This is a genomic window from Pseudomonas sp. MEJ108, from assembly GCF_030208985.1.
GTDB classification, from domain to species: Bacteria; Pseudomonadota; Gammaproteobacteria; order Pseudomonadales; family Pseudomonadaceae; genus Aquipseudomonas; species Aquipseudomonas fragariae.
In genome coordinates this window covers 99,234-114,966 of the sequence record NZ_JARVSW010000035.1, presented here as the reverse complement: position 1 = coordinate 114,966, position 15,733 = coordinate 99,234, and the positions used below count along the sequence as shown (strand labels likewise).

13 protein-coding genes are annotated in these 15,733 nt (G+C 59.5%); 11 read left to right on the top strand and 2 right to left on the bottom strand.

Annotation, left to right across the window (positions count from 1 at the left end; translation table 11 throughout):
* The first annotated feature begins 300 nt into the window (after positions 1-300).
* Both rhtA and QRN50_RS17020 read left to right on the top strand, forming a co-directional pair.
* On the top strand, positions 301-1,188 hold the full coding sequence (gene rhtA, locus QRN50_RS17025; protein ID WP_011268284.1) for a threonine/homoserine exporter RhtA: 888 nt from the start codon (positions 301-303) through the stop codon (positions 1,186-1,188).
* Positions 1,189-1,354: 166 nt separating this feature from the next.
* Positions 1,355-1,669, top strand: coding sequence for a hypothetical protein (locus tag QRN50_RS17020; protein WP_003315720.1), 315 nt, complete (start codon positions 1,355-1,357; stop codon positions 1,667-1,669).
* Positions 1,670-1,693: 24 nt separating this feature from the next.
* Here the strand turns inward: QRN50_RS17020 and QRN50_RS17015 are convergent, their stop codons facing one another.
* Together QRN50_RS17015 and QRN50_RS17010 are read right to left on the bottom strand one after the other, a co-directional pair.
* The gene (locus tag QRN50_RS17015; protein ID WP_096126629.1) at positions 1,694-3,502 is read right to left on the bottom strand and encodes an aminopeptidase P family protein; all 1,809 of its coding nucleotides are present in this window, start codon (positions 3,500-3,502) and stop codon (positions 1,694-1,696) included.
* 57 nt (positions 3,503-3,559) lie between these two features.
* Positions 3,560-4,750 carry a cysteine desulfurase family protein gene (locus QRN50_RS17010; RefSeq protein ID WP_024638419.1) on the bottom strand — a complete coding sequence of 397 codons (1,191 nt, stop codon included), beginning with the start codon at positions 4,748-4,750 and terminating at the stop codon, positions 3,560-3,562.
* A gap of 669 nt (positions 4,751-5,419) precedes the next feature.
* Between QRN50_RS17010 and QRN50_RS17005 the strand changes: the two genes are divergently transcribed.
* The 9 genes from QRN50_RS17005 to QRN50_RS16965 all read left to right on the top strand — a co-directional run bounded on the left by QRN50_RS17005 (position 5,420) and on the right by QRN50_RS16965 (position 15,724).
* A complete protein-coding gene (locus QRN50_RS17005; protein ID WP_024642978.1) occupies positions 5,420-6,541 on the top strand; it encodes a DegT/DnrJ/EryC1/StrS family aminotransferase in 1,122 nt (373 codons plus the stop codon).
* 5 nt (positions 6,542-6,546) lie between these two features.
* The gene (locus QRN50_RS17000; RefSeq protein ID WP_011268286.1) at positions 6,547-8,061 is read left to right on the top strand and encodes a lipopolysaccharide biosynthesis protein; all 1,515 of its coding nucleotides are present in this window, start codon (positions 6,547-6,549) and stop codon (positions 8,059-8,061) included.
* A 3-nt stretch (positions 8,062-8,064) separates the two neighbouring features.
* Positions 8,065-9,000 carry a glycosyltransferase family 2 protein gene (locus tag QRN50_RS16995; RefSeq protein WP_024638417.1) on the top strand — a complete coding sequence of 312 codons (936 nt, stop codon included), beginning with the start codon at positions 8,065-8,067 and terminating at the stop codon, positions 8,998-9,000.
* A complete protein-coding gene (locus tag QRN50_RS16990; RefSeq protein WP_011268288.1) occupies positions 8,990-9,442 on the top strand; it encodes a low molecular weight protein-tyrosine-phosphatase in 453 nt (150 codons plus the stop codon). The genes QRN50_RS16995 and QRN50_RS16990 overlap by 11 nt, the downstream gene beginning before the upstream one ends.
* Positions 9,443-11,650 carry a polysaccharide biosynthesis tyrosine autokinase gene (locus tag QRN50_RS16985; protein WP_060406676.1) on the top strand — a complete coding sequence of 736 codons (2,208 nt, stop codon included), beginning with the start codon at positions 9,443-9,445 and terminating at the stop codon, positions 11,648-11,650.
* 52 nt (positions 11,651-11,702) lie between these two features.
* Positions 11,703-12,215: a transcription/translation regulatory transformer protein RfaH gene (gene rfaH / locus QRN50_RS16980; RefSeq protein ID WP_096126628.1), complete on the top strand. Its 513-nt coding sequence runs from the start codon at positions 11,703-11,705 to the stop codon at positions 12,213-12,215.
* A gap of 85 nt (positions 12,216-12,300) precedes the next feature.
* The gene (locus tag QRN50_RS16975) at positions 12,301-13,302 is read left to right on the top strand and encodes a glycosyltransferase (protein WP_054091958.1); all 1,002 of its coding nucleotides are present in this window, start codon (positions 12,301-12,303) and stop codon (positions 13,300-13,302) included.
* On the top strand, positions 13,299-14,504 hold the full coding sequence (locus tag QRN50_RS16970; protein ID WP_096126627.1) for a glycosyltransferase family 4 protein: 1,206 nt from the start codon (positions 13,299-13,301) through the stop codon (positions 14,502-14,504). The genes QRN50_RS16975 and QRN50_RS16970 overlap by 4 nt, the downstream gene beginning before the upstream one ends.
* A 104-nt stretch (positions 14,505-14,608) precedes the next feature.
* A complete protein-coding gene (locus QRN50_RS16965) occupies positions 14,609-15,724 on the top strand; it encodes a glycosyltransferase family 4 protein (RefSeq protein WP_003407613.1) in 1,116 nt (371 codons plus the stop codon).
* Positions 15,725-15,733 lie beyond the last annotated feature (9 nt).

Genomic DNA, 15,733 nt, shown 5'->3' with positions numbered 1-15,733 from the left:
CTCACCGCTGTCGATCACTCCAGACCCGACCTCCTTCCTCGCTGACTCTTCACTCCAAATCCTTGTAAACTATTGATCTACAAGGCTTTTTCGTTTCCGTCTGCGCCGGAAGTGGGGCGGATTATAGACACCTCACCGAGGGCGTCAACCGTTAATTTCAAAATCGCCGAAATTGACCGTTTCGTGATTACCTATATAGAAGAGCACGCACACCTTGCGCAATATATTGCCCATTCATTGATTATTCCGCATCATGCGCCATTACCTGTGCCCGGATCACACCCAGGATGTACATCTGAAATGTCTGAGAAATCCCGCAACATAGCCTCTGCCCTGTTCCCTCTGGGACTGCTGATGATCGCCATGGTCTCCATTCAAAGCGGCGCGTCGCTGGCAAAGAGTCTTTTCCCTGTCGTGGGCGCGCAAGGCACCACAACACTCAGGCTGGTATTCGCCAGCCTTATCCTGGTTGCCGTCCTGCGCCCGTGGCGGGCGAATCTGACTGCAAAGTCGTTACGCACTGTGGTGATCTACGGCGTTGCGCTGGGCTGCATGAACCTTCTCTTCTATATGTCGTTGCAGACAGTACCCCTGGGAATTGCAGTAGCCCTTGAGTTCACCGGTCCGCTGGCGGTGGCTTTGCTGTCCTCCCGCAAGCCCATCGATTTTCTCTGGGTGACTCTGGCAGTCATTGGCTTGCTGCTGTTGATCCCTCTGGGGACCTCATCTGCCGCAATTGATCTGCTCGGTGCCGGCTACGCCTTGGGCGCCGGTGTGTGCTGGGCCGCGTACATCGTGTTCGGTCACAAGGCCGGCGCCGACAACGGTGTGCAGACAGCAGCGCTCGGCGTCGTGATTGCCGCGCTCTTTATAGGGCCGATAGGCGTGATACACGCAGGCTCTGCGTTACTGGATATTTCACTGATACCCGCAGCATTGGGTGTCGCCATCCTCTCGACTGCCCTGCCCTATAGCCTGGAGATGATTGCCCTGACGCGCATGTCGGCGCGTACATTTGGCACACTGGCAAGCCTGGAACCCGTCTTCGCTGCGCTTTCAGGCCTGATGTTTCTTCATGAAAGCCTTTCACTGACTCAATGGCTGGCGATCGGCGCAATCATCTTCGCGTCCATCGGTGCAACCCTTGGCTCGGCAAACAGCAAACCTCAACTGGTGCCGGCCGACTGAACTTACCACGCAGCAAGAAGCCATATGGCACTAGCATTTGTAACGCGCATGCGCCATGTTTGTACCTGACCGATTTATCTTCGGTGGCTATGCGTTACAGTTCAAAAGACTCATGGTCCAGTCAATCGGATGGATCGCGATCAGCAATGGCCCGCTAAGGAAAGGAATGAAATACATTTTTGTCGTATTGGCCATACTGGCTGTGGCAGGTTGTGCAGCCACGTCCAAACCCGTCACGCAAAGCAAGCGAGGCATCCACATCAACTGCTCAGGCCTCACATCGTCCTGGGCAAAATGCTACGAACTGGCTACCAACTCCTGCGCGTCGAGGACTTTCAAGGTGATCGCGAAGTCCGGCGATGCCACCGAGGAGCCCGAAGACTATCCGTTCGGCCTGAACCCGGCGGGCTACACCAGCCGCAGCATGATCATCGTGTGCAGGAAAGCTGCACCTCTGGCCGATCCGTCGCCGCAGGACTAAGCCCGCGGCAACGCAGAGCCTTGATCAGACGGGGATCGTGCGGGCCTGCAGCCACAACAGCGCAGTGCCCTGCAGCAGTGGGCTCAACCGCTTCAGAACCTGCACATGGTAGTCGTTCAGCCAGGCGCGCTCTTCTGCGTTCAACATCGACACCTCAAGGCAACGGGTGTCGATCGGACACAGCGTAAGGGTTTCAAAGCGCAGAAACTCGCCGAACTCGGTTTTGCCGGCTTCCTGATTGATCACCAGGTTTTCGATACGCACCCCCCAGCGTCCAGGACGGTACGTACCCGGCTCGATGGACGTGATCATGCCCGGCAGCATGGCCGTCTGCGGCGTTGCCGGCGCCTGATAGGCAATGACCTGCGGCCCCTCGTGCACATTCAGGAAATACCCCACACCATGCCCGGTGCCGTGGCCGTAATTGACACCCTCACTCCAGATAGGCGCTCGGGCAATTGCGTCCAGCAGCGGCGACAGAATGCCCTTGGGAAAATGAGCACGCGACAGCGCGATCACACCCTTGAGGACGCGCGTACAGTCCTGCTTCTGTTCGGCACTCGGTGTTCCGATCGCCACCATGCGCGTGATGTCGGTGGTACCGCCAAGGTACTGGCCGCCCGAATCGATCAGCAGCAGCCCATCACCTTCTATCCGCGCATGCTCCGCCTCGGTCGCGCGGTAATGTGGCATCGCGCCATTGGCGTTGAAGCCTGCAATGGTGGCAAAGCTCGGCGAGACATAGCCCGGACGCCGCTCGCGTGCCTGCGTGAGCTTTTCATCAATGGTCAGTTCGCTGACAGGCTCTCGCCCCAGCGCACTGTCCAGCCAGGCGAAGAACTCGCAAAGCGCTGCGCCGTCCTGCTCCATTGCCTGACGGATGTGGGCCGTATCGGCTTCGGTTTTTTGCGACTTCAGTAACGTGCTCGGGTTAAGCCCTTCAACCAGCGTGACTTCACTGTCCAGGTAATCGAGCAGCCCGCAGGTAACCCGGGCCGGATCGACCAGCAGTCGCGCGTCCTTCGGCAGCTCGCGCAAGGCGGCGCCAATCTGCGTGTACTCCATGAGGTTGATGCCGTCGCGCTCCAGGCGCGCACTTACCGGGTCCGGCACTTTCTTCGAGTCCACGAACAGCGTGACGCTTTGCGGACCGATCAAGGCAAATGCGATGAACACCGGATTGTAGGAAACGTCTGCGCCACGCAGATTGAACAGCCAGGCGATGTCGTCCAGCGTTGCAATGAAGTGCCAGTCAGCCTTTCGCTCGGCGATGATCTGACGAACCCGCGCAAGTTTTGCGCTACGGTCCAGTGACGCCTGGGGAGGCAAATGCTCGTAAATCGGGTGAGACGGCAACGCGGGGCGGTCCTGCCACAGCTCGGTGAGCAGGTCGATGTCGGTTCGCAGCCGCGCGCCACGTTCATAGAGCTTGCTTGCCAGGGTTCGCGAAGAAGCAACGGCGAGAACCGCCCCATCAACGGCCACCACGCTCTCGGCCTTGGCCTCGTCTGCCAGCCATTCGAGCGGACCTTGCTGGCCGGGCACCAGTTTCACCAGCTCGATGCCACTGCCGGCCAGCTCTTTGGTGGCCTGTTCCCAGTAGCGGCTGTCAGCCCATATGCCGGCAAAATCCTGGGTGATGATCAGTGTACCGACCGAGCCGTGAAAACCCGACAGCCACTGGCGCCCCTGCCAATAGCCGGGCAGGTATTCGGAGAGGTGCGGATCCGCTGACGGCACCAGATAGGCATCGATGCGCTCCCTGCTCATCAAGGCGCGGGTTTGCGCCAAACGTTCTGCCACGTCTGAACTGGCATTGGATTGCGTGCTCATTGACTCTCCTGCTGACCCGGAAATTGACTGCTTTCATTGGTTCAGATAATGGAGCACTCACCGAGCCTGAGCAACCGCCCAGAACGCTGGCTCAATCAAAGAGGCGCGAATCAAGTCAGCTGCGCGCGCTATGTCCTGCTCGCGAGTGAAGCGCCCCAGACTCAGGCGTATGGTCTGGCTGGCGGCCTGCGGGCTCAGTCCCAGGGCGAGCAGGACATGCGACGGCAGGTTTTTCGCCGAGTTGCAGGCGGAGGTGGACGAAAAGGCGAGGCTCTCACCCAGCGCGGCGACGTCCAGATCGTTATGGGTAAAAGTAAAACTGAGTGTGTGGGCAATCCGCTGCGTGGGACTGCCGTTTATACACACGCCGGGGATCTCGGCCAGGCGATCACAAAGAAGATCGCTCAAGCGCTGTATTTCAACCGCCTCCTCTTCAAGCACTTCTGCCGCCAGGGCAAAAGCCGCGCCCATTCCGGCGATCTGATGCGTCGCCAGCGTCCCGGAGCGCAGGCCGCATTCGTGCCCTCCCCCGTGAATCTGGGCGAGAACACGCTGCTGCGCACGCGGGCCGACATACAAGGCGCCAATGCCTTTGGGCCCGTAGATCTTGTGTGCCGAGAGCGACATCAAATCCACCGCGAGCTGGCTGAGGTCGATCGGCAGCTTGCCAGCGCCCTGTGCAGCGTCGACATGCAGCAGCGCCCCGTGCCCACGTACGCGCCTGCCGATTTCGGCGATGTCGTTGACGGTACCCAGCTCGTTATTGACCAGCATCAGCGAGACCAGAAAGGTATCGTCACGCAAGGCTGCACTGACTGCATCGGCACTGATCAGACCCTCGCTGTCCGGCGCCAGCCAGGTGACATCGACGCCCTGTTCCTCAAGTTGACGAGCAGTGTCGAGGGTAGCCTTGTGCTCGATCAGGCTGGTGATGATATGACCAGGTCTGCCTCCGACGGCGGCTTGCCGCTTGGCACGTTCCTGAGCCACCCCCTTGAGTGCCAGATTGCTGGACTCGGTCGCGCCGGAAGTCCAGATGATCTGCGAGGCTTGCGCACCCACCAGATGCGCAACCTGCTCACGGGCAAGTTCCACTGCAAGGCGGGCCTTTTGGCCGAACGAATGGGAGCTGGAGGCAGGGTTGCCGAAGTTGCCCGACGCCCCCAGGCAATCGACCATCACGCTGATAACGCGCTCGTCCACAGGCGTGGTGGCGGCGTAATCAAAATACAGCACTGGCTCGTTCATGCGCGTTCCTCGTTCACAGACCATGAAGAGGATCATGCACGAAATCAAATAGAACCAAAAATTATCAATTAGAATTTATATAGACAAAAATAGAATATATAAAAAGGTACTGTCGTAAAAAATCTGTTTATCTCTTGACGTCTGAGAGAAGCGGTCGGTTGTGTCATTAAATACACATCGGCGGATGATATTTTTTTGACATACATATAAATCAGTACGTTAGATTCACTGCCCTACCATTTATCAAAAATCTAACAGAAACCTGACGAAATAATTTGACAGATACCCTGCCGCCACCGATATATAGGACCGTCAGGCACATTCCGGTTTTACGCACATGCCGCAGAGCATGGCGTCGGAATAATCAGCCGAAGTTGACTGTTGTTCCGTCTCACTCTGTCAGTTATTTCCACGGCGCTTATCAGGCGCTGGCGGATGTCTGTTGACTCTCACTTCCTTTTTAAAATGCTGAATGCGTTCGGTGTGGCGGTAGCGTTGCCTGTTGCAATGCGACCCACTCGACGCTTACGCGTTGATTCTGTGTAAGCAGTGCCCTGACTGGATCGACACGATTCGGCGGTAGCGTGCCCGGCAATCAACGTACCTCTGCGACAGATGCCCGGTCACCCGCTTGGCAACGCGCTGATTCAAAGAAACATGGAGGCTTCGATGATTAACGTGACCAAGACGTATCTGGGTGATATCGACCAGTTCAAACGCTACGTCGAAGGCATCTACGCACGTGGCTGGCTGACCAATCACGGTCCGCTGGCCAGGGAACTGACGGATCGACTCAAGGACTACCTGGGTGTCAGGCACATTATTCTGACCAACAACGGCACCCTGGCTCTGCAAGTGGCCTATCGGGCTCTCGGCCTGAGTGGCAGCGCAGTGACCACGCCATTCAGTTTTGTCGCGACCAGCAGCTCGCTGCAGTGGGAAGGTATCCGGCCCATCTTTGCCGATATCGATGCTCACACCTGGAACATCTCGCCCAAACACATCGAAAACAGTATTGCCGAAGACACCACTGCGATCGTCGCCACCCACGTGTTTGGCAATCCTTGTGACGTGCAAGCCATTGAGCACATAGCCCGCGAGCACAAGCTCAAGGTCGTCTATGACGGCGCACACGCATTCGCCGTGCGTCACGCCGGCCAGTCGGTGCTCAATCATGGCGATATCAGCACCCTGAGTTTTCACGCCACCAAACTGTTTCACACCATTGAAGGTGGCGCGATCATCACCAACGATGACGAACTGGCCAGACAGGCCCATCTGATGTGCAACTTCGGCATTTCCGGCGTCGACCGGATCGATGGGATCGGCATTAACGCCAAGCTCAACGAGTTCTCCGCCGCCATGGGGCTGTGCGTTCTCGACAATATCGACAGCATTCTCGAACAGCGCGCAGAGATAGCCGATCACTACACCTCATCGCTGCAAGACTATCTGGATCTGCAGACACCGCAGGCCGACAGCCAGTTGAATCACAGCTATTACCCTGTGGCCCTGCGCGACGAGCAACAACTGTTGAGCGTGCGCACAGCACTCAACCAGCACAAGATCAACCCCCGCCGTTACTTCTACCCCTCGCTGGACACCCTTGAATACCTGCAGCCTCAACCCGGCCAGCCGGTCTCCAGAGCGTTGAGCGAACGAGTGCTGTGCCTGCCGATCTATCCAGGCCTGCTGAGAAGCGAGCAGGACCTGGTGATCCGCACCCTGATCGAAGCCTGCACTGTGACTGAAGCTGACTACCGGGCTTGCACCGTTGCGCGGGTCTGCTGACGATCATGCCAGGCAAACATTCCCTCATCCGCAACACCCTTCTGAATTACGGCGGGCAGGCTTATGTGCTGCTGATCGGCATTCTGATCATGCCGTTCTATCTGGGCCACCTGGGTGCCGAAGCGTACGGCCTGATCGGTTTCTTCACCCTGCTGCAAGCCTGGCTGCAATTGCTGGATGCCGGTCTGTCGCCCAGCCTGGTGCGTGCCGTGGCGCACGGGCGAGACACTCCTGCAAGCAAACACTATCTGGGCCGTCTGTTGCGCTCGTTCGAACTGATCTTTCTGCCGATGGCCATGTTCAGCGCCCTGCTGGTCTGTGTCGCCAGCCCCTGGATCGCTGCGCACTGGCTGAACGCGAACACGTTACAACCTGACACGCTGACGCATTGCATCACCTTGATGGGCATCATCATTGCCCTGCGTCTGTATTCGACACTGTACAAAAGCGGCATTCAGGGCCTTGAACAACATGGCTGGCTCAACGCAGCCAATGTGTCGATCGCTACGTTGCGCTATTTCGGCGGCCTGGTGCTGGTCAGTCAGTTTTCCCGGGACCCGCAGGACTTCTTTGAATTTCAACTCGCGGTGGGGCTGATCGAAACCCTGCTGTTTGCTGGCAAGGCCCGCGGGCAGATGCCTGCGCCACATTGGCTGACCGGCCTGGACTGGCCATTGATCAAGCCGCTGCTGCCCTTTGCCGCCAGCCTGTCGCTGAGCGCTGTGCTGTGGATTGTGCTGACCCAGGTGGACAAGGCACTTCTGTCGAATCTGTTGCCGCTGGACCAGTACGGATACTTCTCACTGGTGGCGTTGATCGCCACCGGCATCGTGATGCTGACCAACCCGCTGGTTCAGACGCTGCTGCCGCGCCTGACCGTGTTGATGGCCGAGGGGCGGCGCGACGAGATGCACGCCTTGTTTCTGGCCGCCAATCGTCTCGCCTGTACCTTTCTGTTCCCGCTGGCTGCGGTCATTGCCCTGTATGCAGAGCCATTGATCCTCGCCTGGACCGGCGATCCGGTCGCTGCACGCTGGAGTCGTCCGGTGCTGGGCTGGTATGCACTGGGCAGCGCCATCATGGCCGCCAGTGCCTTTCAGTTCTATTTGCAATACACCTACGGCCGGATGCATTTGCACCTGTGGTACAGCCTGATTTCGACGCTGGTCAGCGTGCCGGTGATGATTCTGGCGATCCATTACCAAGGCGTGTACGGCGCGGCGTTGGCGTGGTTTTTTCTGCGTGCGACGTCCTTCGCGATATGGCCAGTCATCGTGCATCGACATCTGGCGCCCGGTCTTCACCGCCAGTGGTTGAGCGACATCCTGCGTATCAGCGCGATGACCGCCGCAGGCCTGGTGGTCAGCGCCCCCGTCTTCAATCTGATTGCCGGTGAAAGCCGTACCAGCCTGCTTCTGGCACTCGCACTCAGCGGCCTTGTCACGCTGACGCTGGTGGCGGCGAGTCACAGGCCGCTGGCATCGAAACTCTATGTTCTGTTCAGTAAACCGAGTACTTGAGCCATGGACGACACTGTAAAAAATACCGACGAAACCTGTCTGGCACCGCCGCTGCTGAGCATCATATGCCCTGCCTACAACCAGGAGGCCTTCATCGCTCAGGCGCTGGACGGGCTTTTGGCACAGCAGACCGATTTCAGGTACGAAATCCTGATCAACGACGACGCCTCCACAGACGCCACCGCGCGCATCATTGCGCACTACGCCGAGCGGCATCCGACGATCATTCGGGCCTTCTATCAGCAGGTCAATCAGTACAGTCAGGGCAGAGCGTGCGTCCCGGGCCTGTTTGGCGATGCACGCGGTCGCTACATCGCCTACTGCGAAGCCGACGACTATTGGACCGATCCGCGAAAGCTGCAGCAGCAAGTGGACTTTCTCGAAGCTCATGCGGATTACGTCATCACCTATCATGACGCGTTCGTCTTCGATGAGCACGGCCAGTATGGCGTGCAGTTGCAAGGCCATCTGCGCGCCGATGCCTCGGCACTGGAGTTGCAACAGGCAAGACGCCTGTCGACCCTGACCGTCTGCTTTCGCAATGTGTTCAGCCAGATGCCACCCGAATTGAGCCTGTGCAGCGCGCCGTTGAACGATATGTGCTGGTGGTCGTTGCTGGGGGCCTACGGCAAGGGCAAGTTCATGGCCGGGATCAAGCCGGCCGCTTATCGGATGCACCCTGGAGGGGTGTTCTCGATGCGCAGTGACAAACGCAAGTTGCATATGAACCTGCAGACCTGCTCAAGCCTGGCCAACTATTACAACCGCCTCGGCAATCAGCCGCTGTACCAGTATTTCCTGATGCAGACGGTGTGCCTGTCGCTGGCGGCACTCGCCCCCCGCCACAAGTTGCAGACGCTGTGCAAAGTGGCAGGCAACGTGATCGGCAACCTGGCCAGGCGCCTGTTGCCAGCCACCGGCAAAGCTCATGTTCAGTAGTGTGCTGGTGGTGTGCGTGGGCAACGTCTGCCGCAGCCCGATGGCCGTCGCGATGCTGCATCAACGCCTGAAAGCCACACAGGTACGTATTCAGTCGGCAGGCATCGCTGCGTTATCGGGTTCGTCGATCGACCCGACAGCACATGCGGTTCTGCAGTCGCACCGGGTGCAGCCTCAGCGGCATGCCGCTCGCCAGATGAGTCGCGAGCTGCTGCGCCAGGCCGACCTGATCCTGCTGATGGAGCAGGCGCATTTTTCCGACGTCCTCGACCTTGCCCCCGAAGTGCGCGGCAAAGCCTTTCTGATCGGTAAATGGCAGGACCCGCTCGACATCACCGACCCTTACCGACGACCCGCGTCGGCCTTCGAACAGACCTACGCGCAGCTCTCACGCTGCATTGACGACTGGCTTCCCCATTTTCAGTCAGGAGCAACAGGATAAATGACCGCCATTAACCATCCTTCCCTGAATTTCCAACCGGACTCCCGGATTGATCTGGCAACGGTCCTGCGCATGCTGTTCGATCACAAAGCCCTGATCCTGTGGACCGTCGGCGTGTTTTTTCTGATCGGCCTGGGCTATGCCATTCTGGCCACGCCGGTGTATCAGGCCACCGCCATGATTCAGATAGAGCCCCGGAAAATCGGCATCGAGGGCACGCCGGAGGTCAGTGCCAAGCCACTCTCGGTGTCGCAGGCGACCACCGAGATCGAGCTGATCAAGTCCCGCGCACTGCTGGGCAAGGTCGTCGACGATCTGCAGCTCAATAGGCTCCAGACACCTGATTTGTTTCCTGTGATCGGTCCGTATCTGTATCGCACCTTCAAGCCCGCACGCGACGGTGAACTGGCGCAGCCTTTGTTCGGCCTGACCCAATATGCGTGGGGCGGCGAAAAAATAGAGGTGTTCCAACTGGAAGTGCCTGAGCACCTGCTGGGTGAAAAACTCACCCTGACCGCAGGCAAACCCGGCCAGTTCACGCTCTACGATAGCGAACACACTCTGCTGCTCGGTGGTGCGATCAATCGCGTGGTCGAAGGCCACGGCATCAAGATTCAGGTCGCTACGCTGCAGGCCCGGCCCGGTACCGACTTCACTGTCTCCAGACAGCGCACACTCAGCACCGCGCTGATCTATCAGAACCGCCTGAAGATCGCCGAGGCCGGCAGGGACTCGGGCATCATCTATCTGTCGATCGAGGACCAGGACGCACAAAGGGCCAACCGGATTCTCGATGAGGTCAGCCATCTGTACGTACGTCAGAACGTCGAGCGCAGTTCGGCTGAAGCTGCCCAACGGCTGCAGTTCCTGCGCTCGCAGTTACCGGCCGTGCGCAAGCAGCTCGAGGAATCGGAAACCGCACTGAATACCTTCCAGACCAGCGCCCGATCGGTGGACCTGAGTATCGAAACCAAGGGGGTGCTTGACCAGGTGGTCAGTCTCGACTCGATGCTGTCTGAGCTGAAACTCAAACGCGTCGAACTGGAACGGCTGTATACCCGTGAACACCCGACCTATCGCAGTCTGATGAGCCAGATAAACCAGCTGGAACAACAGCGCCAGGGCCTGCTGAAAAAAATCGACGCGCTGCCCATGACCCAGCAGGAGTTGTTGCGTCTGACCCGCGATATGCAGGTCATCAGCCAGACCTACACGCTGATGCTCAACAAAAGCCAGGAGCAGGACATTTTGCGCGCCGGCAACATCGGCAACGTACGGGTCATTGACAACGCCGACACCAATGTCGAAAGGCCCGTGAAACCGATGAAGACGCTGATTGTGCTGATCGCCACGCTGCTCGGCGCGCTGGTCGCGATGACCATGGTATTCGTGCGCCAGGCGTTCTACCGCGGCGTCGAAAGCGCCGAGATCATCGAAAATCTGGGTATGCCGGTCTACGCGTCGCTGCCCCACTCTCGTCAACAGGAGCATCTGGACAAGCGCGACCATGCCGGCAAGGAGTCGAAGTTGCTGAGCATCGCGGCGCCCGCCGAGCTGGCGATTGAATCATTGCGCAGCCTGCGCACAAGCCTGCACTTCGCCATGCTTGAAGCACGCAACAACGTGCTGATGATATCCAGCCCGACACCGGGTGCCGGCAAATCGTTTGTATCGAGCAATCTGGCGACCATCATTGCCCAGACCGGCAAACGGGTCCTGCTGATCGATGCCGACATGCGCAAAGGCTATCTGCATCGCCTCTTCGGGCTACAACCCAAACACGGGCTGTCCGACACACTGGCGGCGCGTTTGCGCTGTACCGAGGTCATCAACACCACCCGTGTCCGGCATCTGGATTTCATCTCCTGTGGTTTCGCCGCGCCCAACCCCTCGGAACTGCTGATGCATGACAACTTCCACAAGATGCTTGCCGAACTGTCGCCGCTGTATGACCTGATTCTGATCGACACCCCGCCCATTCTGGCCGTGACCGACGCGACGCTGGTCGGCCGTCAGGCGGGCACTTGCCTGCTGGTGGCGCGCTTTGGCATGACCACCGTTCAGGAAATCGAAGCCAGCAAACGCCGTCTGGGTCAGAACGGAATCCTGATCAAGGGCGCCATTTTCAACGCGGTGGTGCGCAAGGCCACAACGTCCGACTACGACTGCGCCGCCTACGGCTACAACTACCACCCCGCGCCCCGATAGAAGGGACGCTGCCTGCCGCTGACCGAGCTGTTTCATTTAAAAGGAATTAATCATGTCCCACTCCGACCAGGATGTCCGCTGGTACCTGATCCAGACCAAACCACGGCAGGAAGCCCGCGCCGAAGAACATTTGCGGCGTCAGCAGTTCGAGTGCTATCGACCGTTACAGGCCGATGCAAAAAAAACCGGTACCAGGGTTCAGGCCGGCGAGCCCTTGTTCCCCGGCTATCTGTTCATTCACATGGATCAGGTGCAAGACAACTGGTACCCGATTCGCTCCACCCGCGGCGTCTCGCGCATCGTGACCTTCGGTGGTCATCCGGTGCCGGTTCGGGATCATCTGATCGAGCAGATCCGCCAACGACTGGCCACGCCCGCACCGAAAACTCAGTTTGCCCAAGGCGACACCGTGCTGATTACGCATGCCAGTTGGGGTGACGTCGAGGCCATTTTTCTGAGCAAAGACGGCACGCAGCGGGCGGTTATTCTGCTCAATATGTTGCATCGCCAGCAAAAAGTGGTGCTTCCCATCAGCAGCCTGTCGCGAATCGAAGCCCGCGCCTAGCACTGGAATCCGCAGAAACCTGCCGCACGACGTGTGCCTGAAAACATGTGTCGCATGCCTACTCCACCAGCCTCGGAACCACACCATGCCGCGCCAGACCACCCTGGTGACGCTCACCTATGGTGACCGTTTCAGCTATTTGCACACCCTGATCAGCCGCTCGCTGGAAAGCCCGCTGATCGGCCGTGTGATCGTTGTCAGCAATGCTTCCACCGCGCCGCTGCAAGCGCTGTGCGATGAGTGGCCTGATCGGGTTGAGGTGATCTGGCTGGCGCACAACACAGGCTCGGCGAATGGCTATTCGGTAGGCATCAAGGCCGCGCTGCAAGCCGGAGACGACTGCATATGGCTGATGGACGATGACAACGCACCGACCGCGCAGGCCATCGAGGTATTGCATCGATCCTTGTGGGAACGACAAACAGTCGAGGGCCAGGACAACTGCGCGGTGCTCGGTTTTCGCCCCACCCACCAAGCCGACATCGCCGCAGGTGTACCGCTGCAATACGCGATCCAGCGGCGCTCAAGCTTCTTCGGTTTTCACATCGCTCAATTGCCGTACAAGATCTGGCGGCGTCTGCCCTGGGGCCAGCCCGACGCGACCCGGCTGATGCCACAGCGCGTGCAACTGCCCTTTGCCACTTACGGCGGGCTGCTTGCCCATCGCAGCCTTTACGAAAAGATCGGCCTGCCACTGGATGCTCTCAAGCTGTACAGCGATGACAGCGAATACACCTGGCGCATCACCGACGGCGGCGGAAAGCTGTTTCTGGTGCCCGACGCGCGGCTGGACGATCTGGAAGACTCCTGGAACATCAAGGCGCGGACCCGCAATGTCTATGAAAGCTACCTGCTGGGCGGATCGGATCTGCGCGCTTACTACGCAGCGCGCAATCAGGCCTGGTTCGACAGGCATGTCTGGGCAGCTTCCACACTCAGCTATCGGCTCAATCGCCGGGTCTTTCTCTGCCTGCTGAACCTGTATGCCTGGCGCTATGGCGCGGCCCAGCGTCTGGACCTGCTCAACGACGCCATTCGCGAGGGCGAAGACGGCAGGCTGGGCCTGAACAGGGCCTACCCGCTATGAAAATCCTTTTCATCAACAGCCTCTACGCACCCGATATCGGCGGCGGCGCAGAAATCATTCTGCAACGTACCGTCGAGGGCTTGCAGCAGCGTGGGCACAGCGTCGCGGTACTGGCCACCACCGACCAGCCTGGCTTGCAGCTGGCGGAGGTCAATCGGGTGAAGGTCTATCGGGCCGGCCTGCTCAACCGCTACTGGCACTTCATGGCCCAGCGCCCAGGACGACTGGCGCGGTTTGCCTGGCACTGGCGTGATCGCTACAACGCGGACATGCGCGAGTACGTGGAGCGCGTGATGGAACTGGAGCAGCCGGAACTGGTGGTGTGCCATAACCTGACAGGCTGGTCGGTCTCGGCATGGGACCAGATCACCCAGGCCGATTGCCCGATCGTGCAGGTGCTGCATGACTTCTACCTGCTCTGCCCGGCAAGCACGATGTTCAGAAAAGGCAAAAGCTGTCAGCGCCAGTGCACGACGTGCACACGGTTGCGCAGCCATCATGCACAACAGTCGGAACAGGTCAGCGCGGTGGTCGGTGTCAGCCGCTTCATGCTCGACACGCTGCAGGCGCAGGGTTATTTCAAGGGCGCGAGAGGGTATGTGGTGCATAACGCCAGCCCGTTTACGCCAGCGCCTCGCGAGCAACCCGGAGCGCCTGTCGATACCGCGCCGTTGCGCTTCGGTTACCTGGGCACACTGTCGACCAACAAGGGGCTGGAGTGGTTGATCAAGCAGTTCCAGCACCTGCCGTTCAAAGCCACCCTGCAGATTGCCGGGCGCGGACAGCCATCCGACGAAAAGCGCTTCAGGGCCATGGTCACGTCCCCCGACATCAGCTTCGTCGGTTTTCAGAGGCCCGAGCATTTCTATCGCCAGATCGACGTGGCGATTGTGCCTTCCCTGTGGAATGAGCCATTCGGCATGGTCGCGGTCGAAGCGTGCGCGCACTCGCTGCCGGTCATCGCCAGCCGCATGGGCGGGCTCACGGAAATCATTCAGGAACCGCTCAATGGCTTGCTGTGCAGCCCCGATGACCCCGATTCACTGGGGCTGGCGATGCTCAGGCTGCATCAGCAGCCCGAACTGCTGGCACGCCTCGGCAGCCAGGCACGCAGCAGCGTCGCGTCGTTGATGAACCTGGACCTGATGCTGGACCAGTACGAAAGCATCTTCGCCCAGACCTTGCAGGACCGCAGCACGTAGCACCTGGCACAAAACACGGCGAACGGGCGCAATTGCCCCCTTTGACGACATCAAGGACACGGTGTGGCACCCGCCAGCCCACTTTCATCAGCAGGACGCTCAAGATGATTTTCATCAATGCACGGTTTCTTACCCAGGACATCAGTGGTGTACAGCGCTACGCAGAGCAGATGTGCCGAGCGCTGAAGCGACTGCGCGACGATCTGGTATTCGTTGCCCCGCACAACATCAGACTGCATGACTGCGCCAGCGCACTGGAGGCGCACTGCATCGGGCGCTCCACCGGGCATGCGTGGGAGCAGATCGACCTGCCGCTGTACCTGAAACGTCGGGGCAGTCCGCTGCTGATCTCGATCAGCAACACCGGGCCCATGCTGTATGGCAACCAGATTGCGACTCACCACGACATCAACTATGTGCGCTACCCGCAAAGTTACACCCGGCTGTTCCGGCTGGCCTATCGGACCATCACCCCGATCCTGCTGGCGCGCGCCAGAACGCTGATCACCGGCAGCAGCTTCTCGCGCAGAGAAATATCCTCGTTCTATGGCTACGCCGAGGACAAGGTGCTCGTCGTCCCCGCTGCGGTCAGCGACGATTTCATACCGGGGCCGACCGCTGTGAATCGTCCGAAATACCTGTTGGCCGTGTCTTCGCCGGCCGTGCACAAGAATTTCAGACGCATGATTCAGGCCTTTCTCAGCCTGCGTGGCCACACGGATCTGCAGCTGCACATTGTCGGCGCAGCCAGCGCGCTGTTCGCCGACCCGAACCTGCAACACCTCGCCTGCCGTGACCCGCGTATCCGTTTTCTGGGACGCCTCAGTGACGCCGAGCTGATCGCGCAATACCAGGGCGCGACCGCGTTCGTGTTCCCGTCGCTTTACGAGGGCTTCGGCATCCCGCCGCTCGAAGCCCAGGCCTGCGGCTGCCCGGTGCTGGCGGCCAATGCCGCATCGATCCCCGAAGTTCTGCAGGGCAGTGCGCTGTATTTCGACCCGCTGGACGTCAGCCACATGGCCGCAGCCATGCAGCGCATTCTGCTGGATGCGCCTTTGCGCAAGGCGTTGCGCGTCCAGGGCCTGCAAAACGTGCAGCGCTTTTCCTGGGAGCTTTCCGCGCAACGCCTTTCCCAGCGCATCGATACGTTGCTGGCGTCTGACCCCGTGCAGCAAAGCAAGCTGCACGTCGCTGCCGACTCGCCCAGCGGCAAACCCTGAACCCACAAC

Bases quoted from the DNA above. Each gene is read 5' to 3' on its own strand.
- QRN50_RS16985 (WP_060406676.1), top strand. From the start codon at position 9,443: ATGACCGCCATTAACCATCCTTCCCTGAATTTCCAACCGGACTCCCGG.
- QRN50_RS17000 (WP_011268286.1), top strand. From the start codon at position 6,547: ATGCCAGGCAAACATTCCCTCATCCGCAACACCCTTCTGAATTACGGC.
- QRN50_RS17010 (WP_024638419.1), bottom strand. From the start codon at position 4,750: ATGAACGAGCCAGTGCTGTATTTTGATTACGCCGCCACCACGCCTGTG.
- rhtA (WP_011268284.1), top strand. From the start codon at position 301: ATGTCTGAGAAATCCCGCAACATAGCCTCTGCCCTGTTCCCTCTGGGA.
- QRN50_RS17005 (WP_024642978.1), top strand. From the start codon at position 5,420: ATGATTAACGTGACCAAGACGTATCTGGGTGATATCGACCAGTTCAAA.
- rfaH (WP_096126628.1), top strand. From the start codon at position 11,703: ATGTCCCACTCCGACCAGGATGTCCGCTGGTACCTGATCCAGACCAAA.
- QRN50_RS16995 (WP_024638417.1), top strand. From the start codon at position 8,065: ATGGACGACACTGTAAAAAATACCGACGAAACCTGTCTGGCACCGCCG.
- QRN50_RS16975 (WP_054091958.1), top strand. From the start codon at position 12,301: ATGCCGCGCCAGACCACCCTGGTGACGCTCACCTATGGTGACCGTTTC.
- QRN50_RS16970 (WP_096126627.1), top strand. From the start codon at position 13,299: ATGAAAATCCTTTTCATCAACAGCCTCTACGCACCCGATATCGGCGGC.
- QRN50_RS17020 (WP_003315720.1), top strand. From the start codon at position 1,355: ATGAAATACATTTTTGTCGTATTGGCCATACTGGCTGTGGCAGGTTGT.
- QRN50_RS16965 (WP_003407613.1), top strand. From the start codon at position 14,609: ATGATTTTCATCAATGCACGGTTTCTTACCCAGGACATCAGTGGTGTA.
- QRN50_RS17015 (WP_096126629.1), bottom strand. From the start codon at position 3,502: ATGAGCACGCAATCCAATGCCAGTTCAGACGTGGCAGAACGTTTGGCG.
- QRN50_RS16990 (WP_011268288.1), top strand. From the start codon at position 8,990: ATGTTCAGTAGTGTGCTGGTGGTGTGCGTGGGCAACGTCTGCCGCAGC.